Consider the following 20,776-nt stretch of genomic DNA (forward strand, 5'->3'; position numbering starts at 1 on the left):
CTTGATCTCCGGATAGCCCTCCGCGAAAAAGCACGCGGCAGTCCTGCACTTATTCAGATACAGTCCCAGCATAAAGAAGGATCGGCTTTCTTTACACTTCGGCGCTGATGCCTTTAACACATGTTTTGCGGCCCCTGTCAGCCTGGCATGTGCGACTCATCATCAAGCGCAACCTCTACCTCACCGAGAAAGAGTGAGGATTTTTATCATTCAATTCTACTCAGAGGTTATCAGAGATAAAAAGATCTGTCAAAGGGAAAAATTAGACGGAAAACGGATAGAGCATTCGCCCTACCCGTTTTATATGGTCAGCGGTTGTTTTTTTTCTTTTGAACAGCTTCTTGAAGCGGATCGTCTTTCAGAGCTGCACTGGCGTCGTCAAGCGCACCTTGAATGACGTTTTTGTTTTTATCGCTGTTTTTTCCTTTTTCTTTGTTAAAGAAAGCCATCTGTATCACCTCTTTATCAAATATAGGTACACCTATAATGTGTCTTTTTACGCGGCAGAATATGCGGAATCCGCGTCTCCTTCCTTTTGGTGTTACAGGTAAAGTTTGTTGATCAAACATGCATTCTCTTGATATATTTGTAATTCAGGGGATTTTGGCAAAAATAAAAAGGAGAAGCGAAAAATGACAGGAAAAACACACATCATGGGAGGCATCGCTTCTTGTTCCGCAATTGCTTATTACTACGGGTATGATCCGGTTCTGATGACCTCAGCCGGTGCCATCGGGGCGCTGATTCCCGATATATGCCATACGAAAAGCAAAATCGGCAGGACGCTGCCCGTTCTGTCCAAAATCGTAAGCACGGTGTTCGGACACAGAACATTTACACACAGCCTGCTGTTTATGCTTATTATGTTTTTCATCACGGCAACCTACATTCCGAATCCAAGCATTTCCGCCGGACTGATGATCGGAATGGCAAGCCATCTTGTGCTTGACGCATGGACCGTCAACGGGATTAAACTGCTGTTTCCGTCCGCGATCCGCTTCCGTCTTCCCCTTTATATGAGGACGGGGAGCTTTTCGGAGCAGCTTGTGCTGGCCGGCTTAACGATTGTATCCTGCTATTATTTATACGAACTGGTTCACGGCCGCATCTCTTAAACAAAAAGCGTCTTTTCGCTTTTAGGGTGAGGAGTCATACATATGAAGAAATCCTTTTTCAAAAATCATCGGTTTTTATGCTTGTCCATTCTGTTCATGTGGATAAAAACATATGTCGTTTATAAGCTCGGTTTTGATCTGCAGAACAATTCTGTTCTTGAGGAATGTCTGCTTCTCATTAATCCGCTGAGCTTCATTGTGCCGCTGTTCGGCATCGCCCTGCTCCTGACGGAAAAAAAACAGCGGATCTTTTTGCTTTCGGCGAATGTGATATTGACGGGGATTTTAATCGCAAACACGGTGTTTTACGGGTTTTATATTGATTTTATCACCATACCGGTTTTGTTTCAGGCGAGCAATATGGGCGATATGGGAAGCAGCGTCCAAGAGCTGTTTCACCCGCTTTATATCGCTTTATTCTTGGATATTGCGGTTCTGTTTTATCTTGCGAAAAGGGATACAGCCGGTAAGGGAAAAGCAGGCGCACGAACCGTTAAAGCGTATGCGTGGGCATCAGCCGGCCTCATGCTGTGCAACCTTGCGCTGTCTGAGGCCGAGCAGCCGAAGCTGTTCAAGCATCCTTTTGATCGTGAAGCGCTCGTAAAAGGAATCGGCCTGTTCCACTTTCATTTGTATGACACCATTTCGCAGACGCTGAATGCAGGGGCTAAAGCGTTTGCAGATGAAGACAGCCTTGCGGCGGTGGCGAATTACACTCAAGCCGACTACAGCAGCCCGTCCGATTCAAAGTTCGGGCTTGCAAAGGGGCGCAATGTGATTTTTGTGACGCTCGAATCAACACAGCGTTTTGTGATGGACGAACGGGTCAACGGGCGGGAGATTACCCCGTTTATGAATAAGCTGCGGAAAAAAAGTTATGATTTCACTCATTTTTATCAGCAGACCGAACAGGGTAAAACCTCAGATTCAGAATTCATCACCGCGAATTCGCTGTACCCGTCTTCCAGCGGCGCCGTTTTTTTTTACAAAAAGCGGCCACCGGTTCAATACGATGTACCATACGTTAAAAGACCATCAATACTATTCAGCCGTTCTGCATGCCAACCATAAGGCCTTTTGGAACCGGGATGAGATGTACGGCGCCTTCGGAATCGACCGTTTTTTTGACGCCGATGAATTTCAGGTGACACAGGAAAATTCAACGGGCTGGGGCCTGAAGGACAAAGAGTTTCTCGAGCAGTCAGCGGAAAAATTAAAGAAGCTGCCGCAGCCGTTTTACGCAAGCCTGCTGACCTTGACCAACCATTTTCCTTTTGAAATTGAAAAACAAGATCAGCATATTGATGAACCGGACACAAGCAGCGATTTATTAAACCGCTATGTGACAACGGTCCGCTATGAAGATGAGGCCTTAAAACACTTTTTCAAGAAGCTGAAAAAAGCAGGACTGTATGACAACTCGATGATCGTCCTGATGGGAGATCATTACGGCATATCCGAAGCCCATAATAAAGGACTTGCCGAGTTCTTAGGAAAAGAGGAAATCACTCCGTTTGATACGGTTCAGCTCCAGCGCGTGCCGTTTATCATTCATATTCCCGGGGTGACCGACCGTGCGCCGGAAACGGTTGCTTCCGCTGCGGGACAGGTTGATGTAAAACCGACGCTGCTTCACCTTCTCGGCATTGAAACGAAAGGCAGCATTCAGTTCGGCAATGATCTGTTTTCCAAAGAGCGGACTCCGTTTGCTGTACTGAGAAACGGCAGCTTTATCACGGACGATCATATCTATACGAAAAATACGTGTTACAGCAGCCGCAAAACGGGCGAACCGCTTTCTGACGTGAGCGCGTGCAGTGATGAGAAAGAAAAAGCGGAACAAGAGCTGATGCTCTCCGATAAAATATTAAACGGCGACCTGCTGCGGTTTTATAAGCAATAAAAAAATCCCTCCGTTTTATGGAGGGGTTTTTTATGTTTCATATATCAGCCGTCCGGTCATTTTCGTATCATATCCGGATAATTGAGAAAGCTGAGACTTGAATTCCGCGGAATTGAGAATGTCCCGCACGCTTTGAACAAGCTCCGGGTTTTGTTTTAAGACGACAACATCGTACTGCTCACTGATCACCGGGATAAAATCCGTGCCTGCCATATGCGCCGCATGCTGCGACCCGACTCCTATATCCGCTTTTCCGCCGGATACTTGTGAAGCCGCTGACAGATGATCCGTGACAATGTCATGGTAGCCGGCGACATCAGACGGCGTGATGCCGAATGATCTGAGCTGTTCATCCAGCAGCACCCTCGCGCCTGATCCTTTTTCGCGATTGACGATGCGGACGTCCTTTCTGCTCACGTCCTGAAAGCCCTGAATGTTCAGCGGATTGCCTTTTTTCACATATAATCCGGCCTGCCGAAGCACGACATGAAAAAGCGCAAACGGCTCTCCTGAAAGAATGCGCTTCACATACGGAATGTTATACTGCCCCGTCTCCCCATCGTACAAATGAAGACTGACGATATCGCAAGCCCCCCGGTACATCTCGATCAGGCTGTTTAAACTGCCGCTGTACTTGCGAAGCGGAGCCGCCTGTATCGTTCGTTCCAGCTGTTTGCTGAGGAGGTCCATCGACACATCCTGCCCGCTGATGATAACGGACTCCCTTTTTTCCGGGTCCCGCCTGCGGGGCGAGTCAGCCGCATCGGCTGCGGATGGCTTTTTTGACATCCTCATGTTTGCTTTATATTGTTTTAAGTCTTCTTCATCGACTCTCATCTGTCTCCCGACCTTGTACGCAGGAATGAGCCCTTTTTTTATCAAATCATATACCGTCAGTTTTGAGACCTTCAAAAGGCCCGCAACTTCTTCTATTGTATAGGAAGTGGCTTCTGCCATAATATCACGCTCCGTTTTTATTATAACTGTTAAGTTATTGAAAAAAAACCGCACCACAACGTACAATTACGTTATAATTAGTATGATCTAATGATATTTAGCTATAAGGGGTGCACCATTTTGAAAAAGAAAGCGACACTAATCACAACTGCGGCCATGGCCGTTTTCCTGGCAACGGCGGGCTGCTCATCCGGGCAATCGTCCAAAGGCGGACAAAACGAAAAAGTGACGCTGACCGTTTCCGCGGCTGCCAGCGCTCAGGATGCGCTTGAAGAAATCCAAACCAACTATGAAAAGTCCCATTCAAACGTGACCATTCAAGACAACTTCGGATCATCGGGCACATTGCAAAAACAAATCTCACAAGGCGCGGGAGCTGATTTATTCTTCTCGGCAACCGAAGATAAATTCCAAAAGCTCGTTGATGACGGAGATATCGACAAAAAGGACAGCACGGATCTTTTGAAAAACGACCTCGTCATGATCGTGCCTGAGAAAAACAGCGCACACCTTACACATCTGAATGACCTGAAAAAAGACAGTACAGATAAAATCGCGCTCGGCACGCCTGAATCCGTTCCGGCCGGACAATACGCCAAACAGTCATTGACGAAATTAGACCTATGGGACAAGGTAAAAGATAAAGTCGTCTATGCAAAAGACGTCCGCCAGGTGCTTTCTTATGTTGAAACCGGAAATGTTGATGCCGGGCTTGTCTATAAAACAGACGCGCTGATTTCAAAGAAGGTGAAAATCACCGATGAAGCGCCTGCGAAAACCCACGATCCGATCGTGTATCCGCTCGGCATCGTCAAGGATACAAAGCACCGTAAAGAAGCGGAAGCGTTTTATCAGTATCTGCAGTCAGATGAAGCGATGAAAGTGTTTAAGAAATATGGATTTACTGCCAAGTAATATTACGGCTTCGGAGTTTTTCACTCCCGTCGTACTGTCTTTTGAGGTGGCTTTGGCATCGGGCATCGCCGTCATCATTCTCGGGACGCTCGCCGGCGCCTGGATGGCGAAAGCGAGATTTCCCGGAAAAACGGCCGTGGAAACCCTGTTTATGCTCCCGCTCGTTCTTCCTCCTACCGTTGTCGGTTTCATTCTGATTATCATTTTCGGGAAACACAGCGTTATCGGCCGGGCGATTGAACAGGTTTTTCACCAGTCCGTCATCTTCACGTGGTGGGCCGCGGTGATCGCTTCGGCCATCGTCGCTTTCCCGCTTATGTATCAGTCCGCCAAAACGGGTTTCGCCGCGGTTGATTCTGACATCGAGGGGGCGGCGAAAGTAGACGGGGCCGGCAGATGGCAGGTATTTACCCGCATTTCCGTGCCGCTTGCCTTTCCCTCCCTCTTGACCGGAAGCATTCTCAGTATCGCAAGAGCGCTCGGTGAATTCGGGGCGACTTTAATGTTTGCGGGAAATATCCCGGGCGTCACCCAAACGCTGCCGACAGCGATTTACGTCGCGATGGATTCCGGCAATGAAACACTCGCCTGGGTATGGGTGATCTGTATTATGATCATTTCTTTTCTGATGCTGTTTTTCATCCAATTGAAAAAACCAGCTTGACCATCCGCCTTCCGCGCAGATTTCGCCGGGAGGCTTTTTGATTTAAAATCGGATGGTATATAATGAAACAAAAACACACAAAGGGTGCGGCTATGAAGATTAATGTCATTATCGCGGATGATAATTCTTTCATCAGAGAAGGAATGAAAATCATTTTGCATACATATGAGGAATTTACTGTATCGGCAACTTTGGAAAACGGACTTGAGGCGGCAGAGTATTGTAAAAACAATCCCGTCGATATCGCCTTATTGGACGTCCGCATGCCGGTAATGAACGGCGTCGAAGCCGCAAAGCGGATCGCGGAGGAAACGGATACGAAGCCGATGATCCTGACGACATTTGACGACGATGAGTATATTTTAGAAGCGATTAAAAACGGCGCGAAAGGATATTTATTAAAAAATACCGAACCGGAACGGATCCGCGATGCGATCAAAAGCGTCTTCAACGGGCACAGCATCCTTCAGGACACCGTGCTGGATAAAATAAAAGACAGCCTTTTCCGTCCGGCGGAAGCAGCGCATCAGATTGATGAAAGCCAGTTTACTGAAAGAGAGCTCAGCATCATGTCGCTCATTGCGAAAGGGTTCTCAAACAGGGAAATTTCAAAACAGCTTTTCATTTCTGAAGGGACGACGGCCAATTATATTTCATCTATTTTAGGGAAAACGGGACTTGAGCACAGAACGCAGATCGCGATTTATTATATTACCGGGAAGGTGGATAACGGGCGTTGAACGGTATGGATTTCTGGATGCTGATAAGCAGACTGATCGTCATTTTTTACACGGCCTTTTTGTTCGTATCGGCAGACCGCCTTTACACGCCGTACGCCGTCTTGTTTCTGCTGCTTTATCTGTCTTTGGGCATTGCGGTCTGCATGATCAGGCCGCCCGCCTGGAGACGCGGAATCACCCTGCTCGCGCTGGCATTGACCGTCTGGCTTTCCGTACGGGGCCATCCGGCGTTTCTGTTTCTTTTGCCGCCCGCCATTTTCGCCGTCCTTGCCGAATACCCGGTTCACCGCTATATGTTCTGCCTGTTTGTGTTTTTGCCGTTTTTATTTATTCCGTACGGCGATCTTCCCGCCTATACCGTCATAACCCTGTTCTGCCTGGCGATTTTCGTATTGGCCGCCCGGTCAAACGATCGGCTGAAGAAATATGAGGAGCAGTCAGACAGTATGCGGTCGAGCATCGAAAAGCTGACGAAACAGCTGCACAGCAGCACCGAATACATCAAACAATCGGAGTACACCGGCAAACTCGAAGAAAGAAACAGATTGTCCCAGGCCATCCATGACAAAATCGGCCATTCCATGACCGGCGCGCTCATTCAGATGGAAGCGGCAAAGCGGATGCTCAGCTCCCATCCTGAAAAAGCGGCAGACCTGCTTCAAAACGCCATTACCATTTCTAAAGAAGGCATAGAGGATATCCGGATTACGCTGAAAAATATGAAACCGCCCGCTGAACAAATGGGCATTCACAGATTAAGAACATTTATTGATGAATTTTCGGCCAAAAACGGCCTGCCGGTTCCGTTTACGTACAGAGGTGATTTGGACAGGCTGACGCAAATGCATTGGAGAGTCATTCAGGAAAACGTAACCGAAGCCCTGACCAACACGATGAAATACGCCGATGCCACGCAGATCTCCATTGATATTCACGTTTTGAATAAAGCCGTGAAAGCGGAAGTGAAAGATAACGGAAACGGCGCCGTCCGCTTTAAAAAAGGCCTCGGGATGCTCGGTATGGAAGAACGGGCCGCCGTTCTCCGCGGAACCGTCATTTTTGACGGCACGGCGGGTTTTTCCGTCACAACCTTGCTGCCGATTGAATAAGTGAATGTTTTCATGTGAAAAATATGAAGATTCTCATGTCAAAGGAATGAACAGCTGCACTAACGGCCGTTCATTCTTTTTTTTATAATAAGAGCATCATAAGACATAGAGGTGGAAACATGAACATTTTGGAGCTCAAACAGCTGAGTAAGAAATTCGGCGATTACGCCGCCGTTGACCAGATGTCACTTGCCGTAAAAGAAGGTGAGATTTTCGGGTTTCTCGGCGCAAACGGAGCCGGAAAAAGCACAACCATCAACATGATTTCAGGCCTTTTAAAACCCTCAGACGGAGACATTTTGTTTCTCGGCAAAGATATTTTCAAGCACAGCAAAGCAACGAAAATGAATATCGGCATCGTCCCGCAGGACCTCGCCATTTATGAAGAATTAAACGCCTATGAAAATGTGAAATTCTTCGCCGGGTTATACGGCCTGAGAGGGGCGGCTCTGAAAGAACGGGTCGAGGAAGCACTGACATTCGTCGGTTTGAGCGATAAACACAAATATTTGCCGAAGCATTTTTCCGGCGGAATGAAACGCCGGCTCAATATTGCCTGCGCCCTTGCCCATCGGCCGAAACTGATCATCATGGATGAACCGACGGTCGGCATTGACCCGCAATCAAGAAATTATATTCTGCAATCAGTGAAAAAACTGAATGAAATGGGCTGCACGATCATCTATACGAGCCATTACATGGAGGAAGTTGAAGAAATATGCACGCGCATCGCTATCATTGACCACGGAAAAGTCATCGCGGAAGGCACAAAGGAACAGCTGACCTCCATCATTACCGACACAAAAGATGTCGTGATTGAGCTGTCATCCGGAAACGGCATCAGTCTCGGCGATATTCAGGAGATTCCCGGCGTCAGAGCCGCGGCACTGGAAGAAAACAGCGTAAAAATCAGCTCTGACACAGGGGTCAACAATTTAAACCGCCTGATCCGATACTTCATGGACAAAGGAATTGAGATCCGCTCCTTACAGGAACAGGCCCCTGACTTAGAAACGGTATTTCTCACTCTGACAGGCAGAAGCCTGCGCGACTGACCAAACTGAAAGGAGGATTGCAAATGCGTATTCTGCACATCGCCGGGAAAGAAATCAAAATCAGTTTCCGTGACAGACGGACCTTTATTTTCATGCTTGCTTTTCCGATCGTCTTTATGCTGATTTTCACTGCGGCATTATCAAACGCCTTTGACTCAGAGGTGACGGTCGGGAACATCAAGGTGGTTTATACGGACCAGTCAAACGGCCCTCTTTCTCATTATTTTACTGAGTTTATGAAAGCGGCCAAAAAAGAGCATGTCTATTTTCAAAAAGCGGACACTGAGGCAAAAGGCAAAAACGATGTTCGTGAAAATCAGGCGGATGCTTTCGTCACTGTAAAAAACAGCGGTTTTCAAGTCTATACAAATGACCGGAGCGGCATGAACGGCACGATCGTCCAAGGCATGCTGACCGCTTTTACCAACCAATACAAAGCAGGCGCCGCCGCTTACAAGGCACATAAGGCACCTGCCGCCGGCGAAATAAAAAGTGATTATATTAAGCAGACGTCTTTAAACAAAGCGAAAGAACCGAAAGCGAAAGATTTTTACGCGGTTTCCATGACGACAATGATCGGGCTGTACGCCTCAATTTTTGCAAGCACCTTGTTCCGCGGGGAACGAATACGGCACACTGCGGATCGCCTGATCGCCGCGCCCCTTTCGAAAAGCGATATCTTTCTTGGAAAAATGCTCGGCATTTTGGCTGTGAACTTTCTGACGATCCTTGCCGTTGTCGCCTTCAGCAAATTTATCTTAAAAGCGAATTGGGGCAGCCATATGGGACTTGTGCTTTTGATTCTCGTCTCTGAAATTCTTTTGGCCGTCAGCTTCGGTCTCAGCATGAGCTATTTGACCAGAAAACCCGAAAGCGCCAGATTAATCACTGTCATCATCGTTCAGGTGATGGCCATTATCGGCGGCGCCTATTATAAATATGAAGACGGAGGAATTTCCGTCCTGTCGCCATTAACTTGGATCAATAAGGCGATTAATAAAATTATATACGCCAATGACGTATCAGCCGCCTGGCCTGCAATTGGTTTAAATACAGCATTAGCGGCGCTCTTTTTGCTGATCGCCGCGGTTACGTTTCAAAGACGGGAGGGACTGTAATATGAAAAACTTCTGGTGGCTGTTTACACATGCTCTCAAAGGGATTACAAAAAGCAAAAAACAGCTCATCCTTTATATCGGCGCACCGCTGATCGGCGTCTTTCTCTCCTTCATGACCAATGCCAATGGCGGAGCCGAAACGCTCAATATCGGCATTCTCAACCAAGACGGAGGAGAAGTGTCCCAGGATACGGTATCGTTTTTAAAAGGGCTGGATCATGTGAGGATTTCGGAGGAAACGGCTGCGTCTGCCTCATCAAAGATCGCGTCAGGGAAAATGGAGGCGCTGATTACGTTTGAAAAAGGCTTTTCGCAAAGCGTAAAAGACGGGAGACCGTCTCATATCGGCATGACCTCGCTGAAAGGCGCCCAGGTCACCGGGTATGTCAGCTCTTATCTGTACAATTATATTAACAGCGCCGCCTCAATCGGCAAATCTTCCGGCGGAGACGCGAAAGCTTTTCAGGCGATGTACGCCGATTTCAAGCATTCTCCCATTCAAACGGAATCCGCTGTTTTACAAGATACATCGAACCATAAAGAAATGACTTACTCAGTCATTGGATATCTCATCATTATTATGCTCTATTCCGCCGGCAACCTGACAGAACTGATGATTAAAGAGAGAGAAAACAGAACGTACTACAGGCTGCTGTCAACGCCGATCACGTCAAAACAGTATGTATTGGCGAACGCGGCGGTGAATATGATTATCATGGCCGTCCAAATTATATTCGCCGTTCTCTTTATGGGCGCAGCTTTTCATATTCAGCCGTCATTCCCGCTGTGGCAGCTGTTCGCCCTGATGATGCTGTTTGCCTTAAGCGCGATCGGGATCGCCTTTATTACCGTCGGTTTTTCCAACAGCAGCGCTTCGGCGTCGGCGCTTTTGAATTTAATCGTCGTACCGACATGTTTGCTGGCAGGCTGCTTCTTTCCCGGCAATATTATGCCGAAAACGGTGCAGACAATCGCCGAATTTCTGCCTCAGCATTGGGTGCTCGATACGGTGGATCAACTGCAGCACGGCCGTTCGCTCCAAAGCCTGACACTGAATATCACTATTTTAGGAGCCTTCGCCGCCGCCTTTTTATTAATTGCCGCATACAGGTTCAGTGTAAAACGGCAGTCACAGACATTTATGTAAAAGAAAAACAGCCCCGTAAAGGGCTGTTTTTTCTTAGAACAGAAGCTCGTCCGGATTCGGGCCGACACGCTCGTCTTTGTTTAATGCGCTGATATTTTCCATTTCTTCCTGTGACAGTTCGAAATCAAAAATATCGGCATTTTCTATAATGCGGTGCTCTTTAATGGATTTCGGAATTGTAACGACTTCGTTTTGAAGATCCCAGCGCAAAATCACTTGAGCAACCGATTTGTTATGTTTTTCCGCAATTTGTGACAGCACATCGTTATCCAAGAGCTGTCCCTGCATCAATGGAGACCATGCTTCCACTTGAATGCCCTGCGCTTTGCAGAAATCTCTTACTTCTTTTTGAGTCAGGCGCGGATGGAATTCAATCTGGTTGACCATCGGCTTGATTTCAGCATCTTTCAGCAGTTCCTCTAAATGATGCACTTGGAAGTTGCTGACGCCGATTGCGCGGATTTTGCCGTCTTTGTACAGCTTTTCAAGAGCACGCCATGTGTCTTTATATTTATCCTTGCCGGGCCAATGAATCAAATAAAGATCGAGGTAATCGAGGCCGAGGCGCTCAAGGCTTTTCTCAAATGCGTCAAGTGTCGTTTCGTATCCTTGATCTTCATTCCACACTTTTGACGTGATGAACAGCTCTTCTCTGGCAACGCCTGCAGCTCTGATGCCTTCGCCGACACCTTCTTCATTTTTGTAAATAGCCGCCGTATCAATGCTGCGGTAGCCGTTTCTGATAGCCGCTTCGACAGCGTTTGCCGCTACGCTTCCGTTTTCCACCTTGAACACGCCAAGGCCGAACCACGGCATTTCAACGCCATTATGAAGCTTTACAGTATCTTTTAAGCTTTTTGCCACGTTGAACCATCCTTTCTAGTCTTTATGTAAACGGTTATTATTATCTCATATTTCCGCAGTAAGAAACCAATTATACGCTCAACGTTCTAACAGAAACCATCTTTAGTCCCCAAGTACCACTAACGTTATTATTTTCCTATTTTTGAATAATTAAGGTTAAATGGGTAACTGTCCGGGTAAATGGCTACTGTAGCCACCAAACAATTGAAGGAGGAAATATTATGAAACGTATGCGTATCCCTATGTCCGTTGCCCTTGGCGCCGCTTTGTCTCTGACTCCTCTGTCCTTTGTATCCGCAAAAGAAAACCCGGTCCCTCAAAACATGGCACAGCAAACATCAGATGTCTCAGCAAAAGATGTAGGATTAAATATTGACGTTGACCTGCTCGGAATCGGCAATCAAATTGCTGACGCGATTAAGTCCGCAAAAAACCGTGACGGCTTCGTCAAAAATTTAATGGAATCTTCATTCTACTCTTCCGGACAAAAATATAACGTCATGGTGTTTAATTTAAGTCAGGAATATGAAGATCATTTTAACGGCGTTCAGTTTTACGGTTCGGCCGTTTATGACGGCATTACGTACGGCATTTGGGTGTTTGAAGACGGAAGCTTCACCAATAAAGGCGATGGCGGCTGGATCAACTGGGCCTTCAGAGGCTGGTTTGACCGCGACGGCAATCACGTCGAATTCCATCGCCCGTAATATAAAAAAGTCCGGCGCACATACGCCGGACTTTTTTCATTTATTCATCTCCGTCAAGCATGGCCGCTTCAACATCATTGATGTATTGGCGAAGCTCATGCGACATGTCGCGGGAAATCTCCCGTTCTTCGAATAATGTTTGGATTTCGTTGCGGATGGCCTGCACGGCCCGCAGTTTGATTTCGAGCTTTTGATTTTCAAAACGGCGGCTCGGACTCTGTTCGTGATACGAGTGCTCCAGCCTGAAAATCAAGTGATTGTAAAAGGAAATGACGGCAAGCGTCACGTCTTTATTTTCTTCGGTCATGTGTTTTTTCAGGCTTTCAATAGCCGCTTTTGCCGTTTTAACCCTTGTGGCACGAATAAGGCCTTCTTCATTTAAAATCGACATTTCCGGCTTTTTATGTTCGCCGAAAAAGATCCAGTACATCAGCCGTTTCAGCTTTTTCTTAGACAAGCCGACTTTAAACGGATTGGTATAAAGCACTTCCAGCTCATCGAACCGTTCCTGTAGGCTGTCAGCCGTTTCTTCCGGTATGTCGCCCCGCTCAATCAGCCGCAGCAGTTCTTCCTGTTCAGCCTGTATCCCTTGGGCGCGAACCTTCCGCTCATCTTTTTTCGTGCGGTTTTTTACCGTGAACTGCTGGAACCTGAGATTTTTCATTTTCTCATTGTACTCGGCAATGACCGCAAAAGAAGCCGTTTTGTTTGTCTCATTCATATTTTCTTTAATGGCTGTTAAGGCAGCCTTTATCAGCTTCCGTCTCGCTGTCAGCAATTTGACTTTCTTTTCTTTCACATTGTCTTCCGGCTTTTCAGTCAGAATCGGCAGTACGATTGTCGCCAGCACCAATGTGCACAAAATAACGCCCGCGGCTAAAAAGAGAATCAAATTCCGTTCAGGAAACGGCGAGCCGTCGGAGATCACGTACGGAATGGAAAAGGAACCCGCAAGCGTGACCGCTCCCCTGACGCCTGAAACTGAAATCAGCAGGGTGGAGCGCAAGCCGGGCTTATAAATGCTCTGGTCCTTGTTAAAAAACCACTTCCCGTTCCAAAAAAACAGCACCCACAAAAACCTGAGAATCATTAACGTCAGCGTAATGACGATAATGTACCCGATGACCATCATATTGTTAAACGCGGTGTCATTAAAAATGACAGAAACCACATCGGGTATTTGCGTTCCTAAAATAACGAAAACAAGACCGTTAAGAATGAACAAAATAATATTCCACGTACTTGAAGAGACGATTTGCAGTTTGACCATCGTTGATTCCAGACGATCCTGCTCCACCGCATGCGTGATGCCGCCGGCCACAACCGCTAAAATGCCGGAAACGCCGATTTCTTCAGCCGCCAGATAGATGACAAACGGCGTCAGAATTTGAATGAGCATATGCATCGTGACATCCTGCATGCCGAGGCGGCGCAAAAATAACCGGAAACGGATAATCAAAAAAGAAATGACGACACCGCTGAGTAAACCTCCGGCTGAAATCAGAACGAAGCTGAACGCGGCCTGCGCCAGCGAAAATGCCCCCGTCACGGCAGCCGCAATCGCAAATTTAAAAGCGACCAGGCCGGATGCGTCATTCATCAGCCCTTCTCCTTCAAGGAGACGGAGAATGCCTTTTGGCATCTTCACACGTCCTGACAGAGCACTCACCGCAACAACGTCAGTCGGTGACAGAATCGCCGCGAGCCCAAACGCGGCGGCCAGCGGAATACCCGGAATCATCCAATGAATGGTGTAACCGCCGACAATCACCGTGGCAAACACGAGCCCGAGCGCAAGAAGCAGAATCGGCGCTCTTAAATTCCAAAGTTCCGCACGCGGCGTTCGTTTTCCATCGTTAAAAAGCAGCGGAGCAATAAACAAAACAAAAAACAATTCGGTATTCAGTTCAAAATGAAGCCCCTGCGGAAATGACGCCGCAATGATACCGAGCGCCACCTGAATCAGAGGCACCGGGATAAAGGGGACAAACCGATTTATAATATTTGAGATCGCAATGATGGTTAAAAGTACGAGTACGACTAAAAATATGTCCAAAGCATGACCTCCTTCATCTGCTGCATTGTATCATTATTGCCTGTTCTCTTCCTTGATCAAAGGCCGAAGCCAATCATCGGGCAGGCCTGATATATTTTCCGCACACAACCAGTCTTCTTTTATTTTACCCGTTTTTATTTAAAATTTCTCATAACGTGCTCACAGCGAACTTTTTTCCTATGTCTATATTTTTTCACAAAAGAAAAAAGCTTGTTTTCTGTGAAAACAAGCTTTTCGCAGGCTGCATTCTTGTCAGCAGCTCTATTTTATTCGTGAAAATTCGTTCCGTCTGTTGTCGCTTTAATGATGCCCGCGCGGATGACGAAATCTCCGAAGTGTTCGCCTTCCTCCCTCTCTTTCGCGTAGCGCGGCAGAATGGTGCGAAGCTCACTCAGAATTTCCTCTTCACCGATATTTTCCCGGTACATTTTGCTTAAACGGCTGCCGTCAAACGCCGCCCCTAAATACATATTATATTTTCCCGGCGCCTTTCCGATAAAACCGATTTCGCCGAGCGCATGGCGGGCGCAGCCATTCGGGCATCCTGTCATACGGATGGTGATTTCTTCATCCCGCAGCCCGTTTTCGTCAACAATTTCTTCAATTTTATCAATCAGCTTCGGCAGATACCGCTCCGCTTCGGCCATGGCGAGCCCGCATGTCGGAAGCGCGACGCAAGCCATTGAACTGCGGCGCAGGGCGGAATGCTGCCGGCCGTCTGTCAGACCGTATTGTTCGATTAATTCGCTGATTTGTTGCTTTTTCTGGCTCGAGACATTGCCGATAATCAGGTTTTGATTAGAGGTGAGACGGAAATCCCCCGTATGGACTTTGGCGATTTCACGCATTCCCGTCATCAGCTTGTAATCCTCATAGTCCGTGACACGGCCGCCTTCGATAAACATCGTAAAGTGCCATTTTCCTTTTACGCCCTTCACCCATCCGTAACGGTCGCCGTTATGGTCAAAATGATAAGGTTTCGCTTCATCCAGCTGCCAGCCGAGGCGGTTTTCCAGCTCGTTTTTTACGTTGTTAAGCCCGAGACGGTCAACGGTATATTTGAATCTGGCATTCTTTCTGACGGAACGGTTTCCGTAATCACGCTGAATCGTAATAACTTTTTCCGCTATATCATACAGCTGCTCCGGCTTGCAGAAGCCGATAACTTTTGAAAGCTGCGGATAAGTGGCCGTATCGCCGTGCGTCATTCCCATCCCGCCGCCGATCGCTACATTAAAGCCGATAAGCTTGCCTTCTTCTACAATGGCAATGAAGCCAAGATCTTGAGAAAAGACATCGATATCATTGGACGGAGGCACGGCGATTCCGATTTTGAATTTCCGCGGCAGATACAGCGGCCCGTACATCGGTTCCGTTTCCGTGTCAGGAGTGCCCGCCACACGTTCTTCATCAAGCCAGATTTCATGATAGGCTCTCGTGCGCGGAAGAAGGTCGTCGCTCAGTTTTTTCGACCATTCGTATACTTCGGCATGAATTTCCGACTGATACGGATTTGAAGCGCACATGACGTTTCGGTTGACATCTCCGCAGGCCGCAATGGTATCAAGCAGCGCCGCATTGATTTTCTGAATCGTTTTTTTCATGTTCCATTTTAAAATTCCGTGCATTTGGAATGTTTCACGGGTTGTCAGCTTTAATGTTTGATTTCCGTATTTTTGCGCCAGTTCATCCATGACAAGCCATTGTTCCGGAGTTGAAACGCCGCCGGGCATCCGGACGCGCAGCATGAACTGATACGCCGGTTCAAGCTTTTGTTTCTGGCGTTCATTGCGGAGGTCGCGGTCATCCTGCAAGTAGCTTCCGTGATGCTTCATCAGCCGGTTGTCATCGTCCGGGATGCCGGCTGAAATCCGGTCAAGCATGACTTCTTTCAATGTGCCGCGCAAATAATCACTTTTTTCTTTAATATCCTCAACATCACTTGGAGGGCCTTCCGGCGCTTTTAAAATGTTGTTCACCATGCTGAATAAGCTCCTTTCAAACCAAAATCAATATACGTCACGCTGATAGCGTTTTTTCTGCTGCATGTCTGTCAGGAAGCTTTCCGCTTTTTCACGGCTCATGCCGCCTTCTTCCTGAATAATATCGAGAAGCGCCTGGTGCACGTCATGCGCCATATGCTGTTCATCACCGCAGATGTATACAGCGGCTCCCTGCTGCAGCCATTCATACAGCTCTTTGCTTTGTTCTTTCATGCGGTGCTGCACATATACTTTTTCCTCCGAATCCCGGGAAAAAGCGACGTCCATTTTTGTGAGAACACCGTTTTGCAGCCATTTTTGCCATTCCGTCTGATACAGAAAATCAGTGACAAAGTGCTGATCTCCGAAAAACAGCCATGTTTTCCCTTCGGCTCCGGTTTCTTCACGCTCCTGCATAAAGGAACGGAAAGGCGCGATGCCTGTCCCCGGCCCGACCATAATGATCGGTGTATCCGGATTTTCCGGCAGCTTGAAGTTTTGGTTATGCTGAATGTAAATCGGAAGCGTATCTCCCGGCTGGAGCCGTTCTGCACACAGAATGCTGCAGACGCCTTTTCGTTCCCTGCCGTGCGCGTCATATCTGACCGCTCCGATTGTCAGATGCACTTCTTCCGGATTCGCTTCTAAACTGCTTGCGATCGAATAGAGCCGGGCCGGCATTTTACGCAGGATGGAAAGAAAGTCTTCCGCGGACGCTTCCCACGGGCCGAAATCACGGACGAGATCAAGCAGGTCACGGCCATTGATGTACGCTTTCACCAGCTCTTCGTTCCCTTCGGCCAGAAGTTCACTCAGCTTTTTGTCAGCCGTAAACTGTGCGGCCTTTTGCAGGAGCGGTTTTGTCAGGACGGTGATTTCAAAATGAGAAGTCAGCGCGTCTTTCAGCGGACGGAGCTCTCCTTGTTTATTCACCGCCACTTCCTGTTTCGGGTCCCATTTCAGCTCATTGATCAGCTCATCAACGAGCGCCGGATCATTTTCGGGATAGATGCCGAGGCTGTCTCCGGGCTGATACGCGAGACCCGAGCCTTCAAGCGAAAGCTCGAGATGGCGCGTTTCTTTATTCGAACCGCGTCCGTTCAGATTGATGTTCTCAAGAACCTCAGCCCGAAACGGATTTGTTCTGGAATAAACGGATTCACCGAGAGCGTGCGTTTCGGCAGGCGCTTCGGCTGTTTGGTTTCCGGCTCCTTCGTTCAAACCGCCGATGACAGCGTCAAGCCATTCCGAAAACGGCTCATCATAATCGAGATCGCAATCAACCCGGGGCGCAAGCTGCGTGCCGCCGAGCTCTTGAAGACGCTCATCAAATTCTTTGCCTGTTTGGCAGAAAAATTCATACGAGCTGTCTCCGAGCGCCAAAACGGAAAAACGGAGCGCTTCAAGCTTCGGCGCGCGTCTGCCGTGAAGAAATTCATGAAAAGCCAGCGCATTATCCGGCGGATCTCCTTCTCCGTGCGTACTCACCACGATCAGTAAATTGTTTATTTTTTTCAGACTATTCGGCTTAAAATCGTTCATCGACGCGATGGTGACCTGGAATCCCCGTTCCTCAAGCGTCTTTACCGTCTGTTTCGCAAGACCTTCCGCATTTCCCGTTTGCGATCCGTATAAGACGGTCACCTCTCTTGAGACTGCCGGGCTTTCTGCCGGAACCTGGGGAGCGGGTGCGGCTGTTTCACCAGACTCGGACCGGGCCGCAGCCAAGTAGCCGCTCAGCCAGATTTTCTGTGATTCTGTCAAGGTCGGCAGAAGGCGGTTAAGGAGCTCTGCCTGCTCCTGATTAAACGGACTGTTCATGACCTGAAGTTGCAACGATATCCACCTCACAAGGAATTAAACGTAACGTACGTTATTTCTATAGGAATTGTCAAAATAATATTCTAATTGAAACTTTACCGAAAATTTGTATGTAAGTAAAATATATAATCATGATGATAATGATTAAGATTACTAATGATAAAAAGCCCTTTGCACTCGGCAAAGGGCTTACACGAATAAGCCGGCGGGCACTTCTTTTATAAAAGGAGAAGTTTCTCCGGGAGACAGCACGGTCAGATGATGCATCGCCCGCGTGCAGGCCGTATATAACAGCTTGCGGTCATGCTGGCTTTTGTACTGGGTAACAGAGGCGTCAGCGACAATGACGGCGTCAAACTCAATGCCTTTTGCCAAATACACGGGAATGACGCATACCCCTTTTTGGAAAGGCTGATTTTCTTTATTGATCAAACGGACATCGCTTGCGACGCTGGCCGCCTGAAATACTTTTTTTGCTTCCGCGGCAGTTTTGCAGATGACGGCGATCGTTTCCCAGCCTTTTTTCCTGAGCTCCCGTATTGTTTCCGTCAATTGCTCCTGCCGCGCTTTTTCTGTATCCGCCCGCAGGACACGCGGTTTTTCCCCGTTCCGGTTAAAAGGCTCAATGTCATCGCCGTCATCGAGCAGCGCTTTTGTAAATTCAACAATCTGCCGCGTCGATCTGTAAGTCCGCTTCAGGCTGACATACTTTTCTGCGCCGTTGCGAAAGCAGCCGGCAAGTGAAGAAGGGCCTGTGATGGTGTGGGCATAAATCGACTGGATGATATCACCGAGCACCGTCATCTTCGCGGCTGGGAAGATGCTTTGAATATACGTCAGCTGAAATGGGGAATAATCCTGCGCTTCATCAATGAATACGTGCTTCATTTGTGTGTTTTTTCTTTTTCCTTCTATTAGATCCTGCAAATAAAGATACGGAGCTGCATCTTCATAAGGGAGTGACTGCTCTGCGAACGCTTTCCGGGTCAAAGCGCCGATGCTCTGCCATTGATCAGGCTTTTCATATGATCCCCAGTCTGAAAACAGCCGGAGATACATCCGGTTTATATCGAGAAAGCCAAGCTGTCTGACGGCCTGCTTAATCGGCTTAAAAGCTTTCCCCACAATGATGGCGCCAAGCAGCCGCTGTTCGCGCTGATGGTCGTCAAAAGCAGGTTCATCATCCGCCTCTTGCTTCTTGAGTTTTTGATAAACCTGAGCATAGTCTTCCTTATCAAGCAGCTCACTCTCCTGCAGAACCCATTCCTTCTTACGTTCCTTTTTTTCGAGTGCGCTGATTTCCGCAAGAAGCCATTCTGCCGTCAGCTCCGCTCTGTTCGGAATCGGCAGCTGCTGATCAAGTGAGTAAAAGTAATCTTCAATCCGCTCTTTTGAAATCAGCATTTCTCCCCGGAAGCTGACCTGTTTACACATCAGGCCGGAGACGGAAAGCGATCCGGCGTAACGGTCAATCATGGTCCGGAAAGCTGATGACGCTTTGTAGGCGATGGCTGTGAGCCTTACGAAAAGCGCGTCCTGATTTTGCTCAGTCAGGCAATATTCGAGCTGCTCGTACGGGCTTTCACAATCAAACTTTCGTCCGAGCCGGCGGGCGATATATTCCTGAAAGGTGGCCTGCTCCATATTCTCTTCTCCCAATTCCGGCAATACGGCGGAAACGTAACTGTTGAACAAAATGTTTGGGGAAAACAGCACAATCTGACGGGCATCAAGCACACCGCGCCCCCGGTATAGCAAATAAGCGGCCCGCTGAAGCGCCGCGGATGTTTTCCCGCTTCCGGCGGCTCCCTGAACGATGAGATATTTGCTTTTTTCATCCCGGATGATTTCATTTTGTTCTTTTTGAATGGTTGACACGATATTTTTCATATGCCGGCCGGAATGTTCGCTCAGCACCTCTTGCAGCATTTCGTCACCAATCGTCATATCCGTGTTGAACATCGCTTTAAGCGTCCCGTTTTTAATGATAAACTGCCGCTTCAGTGTGATGTCGCCTTCTATGATTTCATCCGGAACTTCGTAGCGGGCTTTTCCCGGGGAATATTGATAGTAAAGAGATGAGATGGGCGCCCGCCAATCGTAAATGAGAAATTGCTCATTGTTTTCGTCCATCAAAGAAGTCAGCCCGATATAAATCCGCTCGGAAGAAGATTCCCCTTTTTCCGTAAAATCGACACGGCCGAAGTAGGGAGAGGCTTTCAGCTTTTGGATTTTTTGAAGCTGCCGATATTGAAGCCGATGCGTCCGTTCACGTTCTGAAAGCATTTCCGCCTGCTGTTTGATGCTTGAAAATGTTTCCGCCGCTTCATGGGCGTCATCCAAATTCACGGTGACATCATCCCAGAACGTTTTTCTCAGGCCGACAATATCCTGCTTCAATCCGCCCGATGATGCTTCAAGACGCGTTTCTTTCTGATCCAGTTCTTTCATTACAAAATTGATTCGTCCCTGCTCTTCTTTCCATTCTTCATCACGTTTTGCCATCAGCGGCACCTCCGACATCAAGCTGACAAATCCGGCTTTCTTTACACAAACATATTATTCATCATTATAGTCAAATACCCTTTTTCTTATCATATCGGGCGTCTTTTTTATCCGTTAT

The 20,776-nt window shown here is 47.8% G+C and carries 16 protein-coding genes, 1 pseudogene and 1 riboswitch; of the genes and pseudogenes, 10 read left to right on the top strand and 7 right to left on the bottom strand.

The annotated features are described in order from the left end of the window. Positions 1-5 precede the first annotated feature (5 nt). A riboswitch (Lysine riboswitch) is annotated at positions 6-186 on the bottom strand. 122 nt (positions 187-308) lie between these two features. Continuing rightward, complete coding sequence (sspJ, locus tag ACW5MY_RS15550) at positions 309-449, bottom strand: small acid-soluble spore protein SspJ (protein WP_003151760.1); 141 nt, start codon at positions 447-449, stop codon at positions 309-311. Positions 450-632: 183 nt separating this feature from the next. On the opposite strand from sspJ, the gene ACW5MY_RS15555 reads away from it, so the two are divergent. Together ACW5MY_RS15555 and ACW5MY_RS15560 are read left to right on the top strand one after the other, a co-directional pair. Further along, positions 633-1,115: a metal-dependent hydrolase gene (locus ACW5MY_RS15555; protein ID WP_013353587.1), complete on the top strand. Its 483-nt coding sequence runs from the start codon at positions 633-635 to the stop codon at positions 1,113-1,115. 42 nt (positions 1,116-1,157) lie between these two features. Further along, positions 1,158-3,018: pseudogene (locus ACW5MY_RS15560) on the top strand (LTA synthase family protein). 30 nt (positions 3,019-3,048) lie between these two features. On the opposite strand, the gene ACW5MY_RS15565 reads toward ACW5MY_RS15560, so the two are convergent. Continuing rightward, positions 3,049-3,975, bottom strand: a complete 927-nt coding sequence (locus ACW5MY_RS15565) for a substrate-binding domain-containing protein (RefSeq protein WP_289393900.1) — start codon at positions 3,973-3,975, stop codon at positions 3,049-3,051. Between the two features lie 156 nt (positions 3,976-4,131). On the opposite strand from ACW5MY_RS15565, the gene modA reads away from it, so the two are divergent. The 7 genes from modA (at position 4,132) to ACW5MY_RS15600 (ending at position 10,723) form a co-directional block, all read left to right on the top strand. After that, a complete protein-coding gene (modA, locus tag ACW5MY_RS15570) occupies positions 4,132-4,890 on the top strand; it encodes a molybdate ABC transporter substrate-binding protein (protein ID WP_434534079.1) in 759 nt (252 codons plus the stop codon). Next, positions 4,871-5,554, top strand: a complete 684-nt coding sequence (modB, locus tag ACW5MY_RS15575; RefSeq protein WP_013353592.1) for a molybdate ABC transporter permease subunit — start codon at positions 4,871-4,873, stop codon at positions 5,552-5,554. Before modA ends, modB begins: the two co-directional genes overlap by 20 nt. A gap of 92 nt (positions 5,555-5,646) precedes the next feature. Beyond that, entirely contained in the window at positions 5,647-6,294 is a 648-nt protein-coding gene (locus tag ACW5MY_RS15580) for a response regulator transcription factor (RefSeq protein ID WP_013353593.1), read from the top strand. Between the two features lie 5 nt (positions 6,295-6,299). Continuing rightward, the gene (locus ACW5MY_RS15585) at positions 6,300-7,403 is read left to right on the top strand and encodes a sensor histidine kinase (RefSeq protein ID WP_038463294.1); all 1,104 of its coding nucleotides are present in this window, start codon (positions 6,300-6,302) and stop codon (positions 7,401-7,403) included. 119 nt (positions 7,404-7,522) lie between these two features. Further along, a complete protein-coding gene (locus ACW5MY_RS15590) occupies positions 7,523-8,458 on the top strand; it encodes an ABC transporter ATP-binding protein (RefSeq protein WP_013353595.1) in 936 nt (311 codons plus the stop codon). 23 nt (positions 8,459-8,481) lie between these two features. Continuing rightward, positions 8,482-9,576, top strand: a complete 1,095-nt coding sequence (locus ACW5MY_RS15595) for an ABC transporter permease (protein ID WP_013353596.1) — start codon at positions 8,482-8,484, stop codon at positions 9,574-9,576. A 1-nt stretch (position 9,577) separates the two neighbouring features. Next, a complete protein-coding gene (locus ACW5MY_RS15600; RefSeq protein WP_013353597.1) occupies positions 9,578-10,723 on the top strand; it encodes an ABC transporter permease in 1,146 nt (381 codons plus the stop codon). Positions 10,724-10,756: 33 nt separating this feature from the next. Here the strand turns inward: ACW5MY_RS15600 and ACW5MY_RS15605 are convergent, their stop codons facing one another. Beyond that, positions 10,757-11,587, bottom strand: a complete 831-nt coding sequence (locus ACW5MY_RS15605; protein ID WP_014471007.1) for an aldo/keto reductase — start codon at positions 11,585-11,587, stop codon at positions 10,757-10,759. A 221-nt stretch (positions 11,588-11,808) separates the two neighbouring features. On the opposite strand from ACW5MY_RS15605, the gene ACW5MY_RS15610 reads away from it, so the two are divergent. Beyond that, the gene (locus ACW5MY_RS15610) at positions 11,809-12,294 is read left to right on the top strand and encodes a hypothetical protein (RefSeq protein ID WP_014471008.1); all 486 of its coding nucleotides are present in this window, start codon (positions 11,809-11,811) and stop codon (positions 12,292-12,294) included. Between the two features lie 40 nt (positions 12,295-12,334). Here ACW5MY_RS15610 and ACW5MY_RS15615 read toward each other — a convergent pair whose 3' ends face one another. The 4 genes from ACW5MY_RS15615 to helD all read right to left on the bottom strand — a co-directional run bounded on the left by ACW5MY_RS15615 (position 12,335) and on the right by helD (position 20,658). Then, entirely contained in the window at positions 12,335-14,350 is a 2,016-nt protein-coding gene (locus ACW5MY_RS15615; RefSeq protein WP_014471009.1) for a Na+/H+ antiporter, read from the bottom strand. Positions 14,351-14,616: 266 nt separating this feature from the next. Then, a complete protein-coding gene (cysI, locus tag ACW5MY_RS15620; RefSeq protein WP_014471010.1) occupies positions 14,617-16,332 on the bottom strand; it encodes an assimilatory sulfite reductase (NADPH) hemoprotein subunit in 1,716 nt (571 codons plus the stop codon). Positions 16,333-16,359: 27 nt separating this feature from the next. After that, positions 16,360-18,168, bottom strand: coding sequence for an assimilatory sulfite reductase (NADPH) flavoprotein subunit (locus ACW5MY_RS15625; RefSeq protein WP_289393902.1), 1,809 nt, complete (start codon positions 18,166-18,168; stop codon positions 16,360-16,362). 174 nt (positions 18,169-18,342) lie between these two features. Continuing rightward, positions 18,343-20,658 carry an RNA polymerase recycling motor HelD gene (gene helD / locus ACW5MY_RS15630; RefSeq protein WP_289393903.1) on the bottom strand — a complete coding sequence of 772 codons (2,316 nt, stop codon included), beginning with the start codon at positions 20,656-20,658 and terminating at the stop codon, positions 18,343-18,345. Positions 20,659-20,776: the final 118 nt, after the last annotated feature.

This window comes from Bacillus sp. Bwzl_19 (genome assembly GCF_054900515.1).

Bases quoted from the DNA above. Each gene is read 5' to 3' on its own strand.
- sspJ (WP_003151760.1), bottom strand. From the start codon at position 449: ATGGCTTTCTTTAACAAAGAAAAAGGAAAAAACAGCGATAAAAACAAA.
- ACW5MY_RS15555 (WP_013353587.1), top strand. From the start codon at position 633: ATGACAGGAAAAACACACATCATGGGAGGCATCGCTTCTTGTTCCGCA.
- ACW5MY_RS15565 (WP_289393900.1), bottom strand. From the start codon at position 3,975: ATGGCAGAAGCCACTTCCTATACAATAGAAGAAGTTGCGGGCCTTTTG.
- modA (WP_434534079.1), top strand. From the start codon at position 4,132: ATGGCCGTTTTCCTGGCAACGGCGGGCTGCTCATCCGGGCAATCGTCC.
- modB (WP_013353592.1), top strand. From the start codon at position 4,871: ATGGATTTACTGCCAAGTAATATTACGGCTTCGGAGTTTTTCACTCCC.
- ACW5MY_RS15580 (WP_013353593.1), top strand. From the start codon at position 5,647: ATGAAGATTAATGTCATTATCGCGGATGATAATTCTTTCATCAGAGAA.
- ACW5MY_RS15585 (WP_038463294.1), top strand. From the start codon at position 6,300: ATGGATTTCTGGATGCTGATAAGCAGACTGATCGTCATTTTTTACACG.
- ACW5MY_RS15590 (WP_013353595.1), top strand. From the start codon at position 7,523: ATGAACATTTTGGAGCTCAAACAGCTGAGTAAGAAATTCGGCGATTAC.
- ACW5MY_RS15595 (WP_013353596.1), top strand. From the start codon at position 8,482: ATGCGTATTCTGCACATCGCCGGGAAAGAAATCAAAATCAGTTTCCGT.
- ACW5MY_RS15600 (WP_013353597.1), top strand. From the start codon at position 9,578: ATGAAAAACTTCTGGTGGCTGTTTACACATGCTCTCAAAGGGATTACA.
- ACW5MY_RS15610 (WP_014471008.1), top strand. From the start codon at position 11,809: ATGAAACGTATGCGTATCCCTATGTCCGTTGCCCTTGGCGCCGCTTTG.
- cysI (WP_014471010.1), bottom strand. From the start codon at position 16,332: ATGGTGAACAACATTTTAAAAGCGCCGGAAGGCCCTCCAAGTGATGTT.
- helD (WP_289393903.1), bottom strand. From the start codon at position 20,658: ATGGCAAAACGTGATGAAGAATGGAAAGAAGAGCAGGGACGAATCAAT.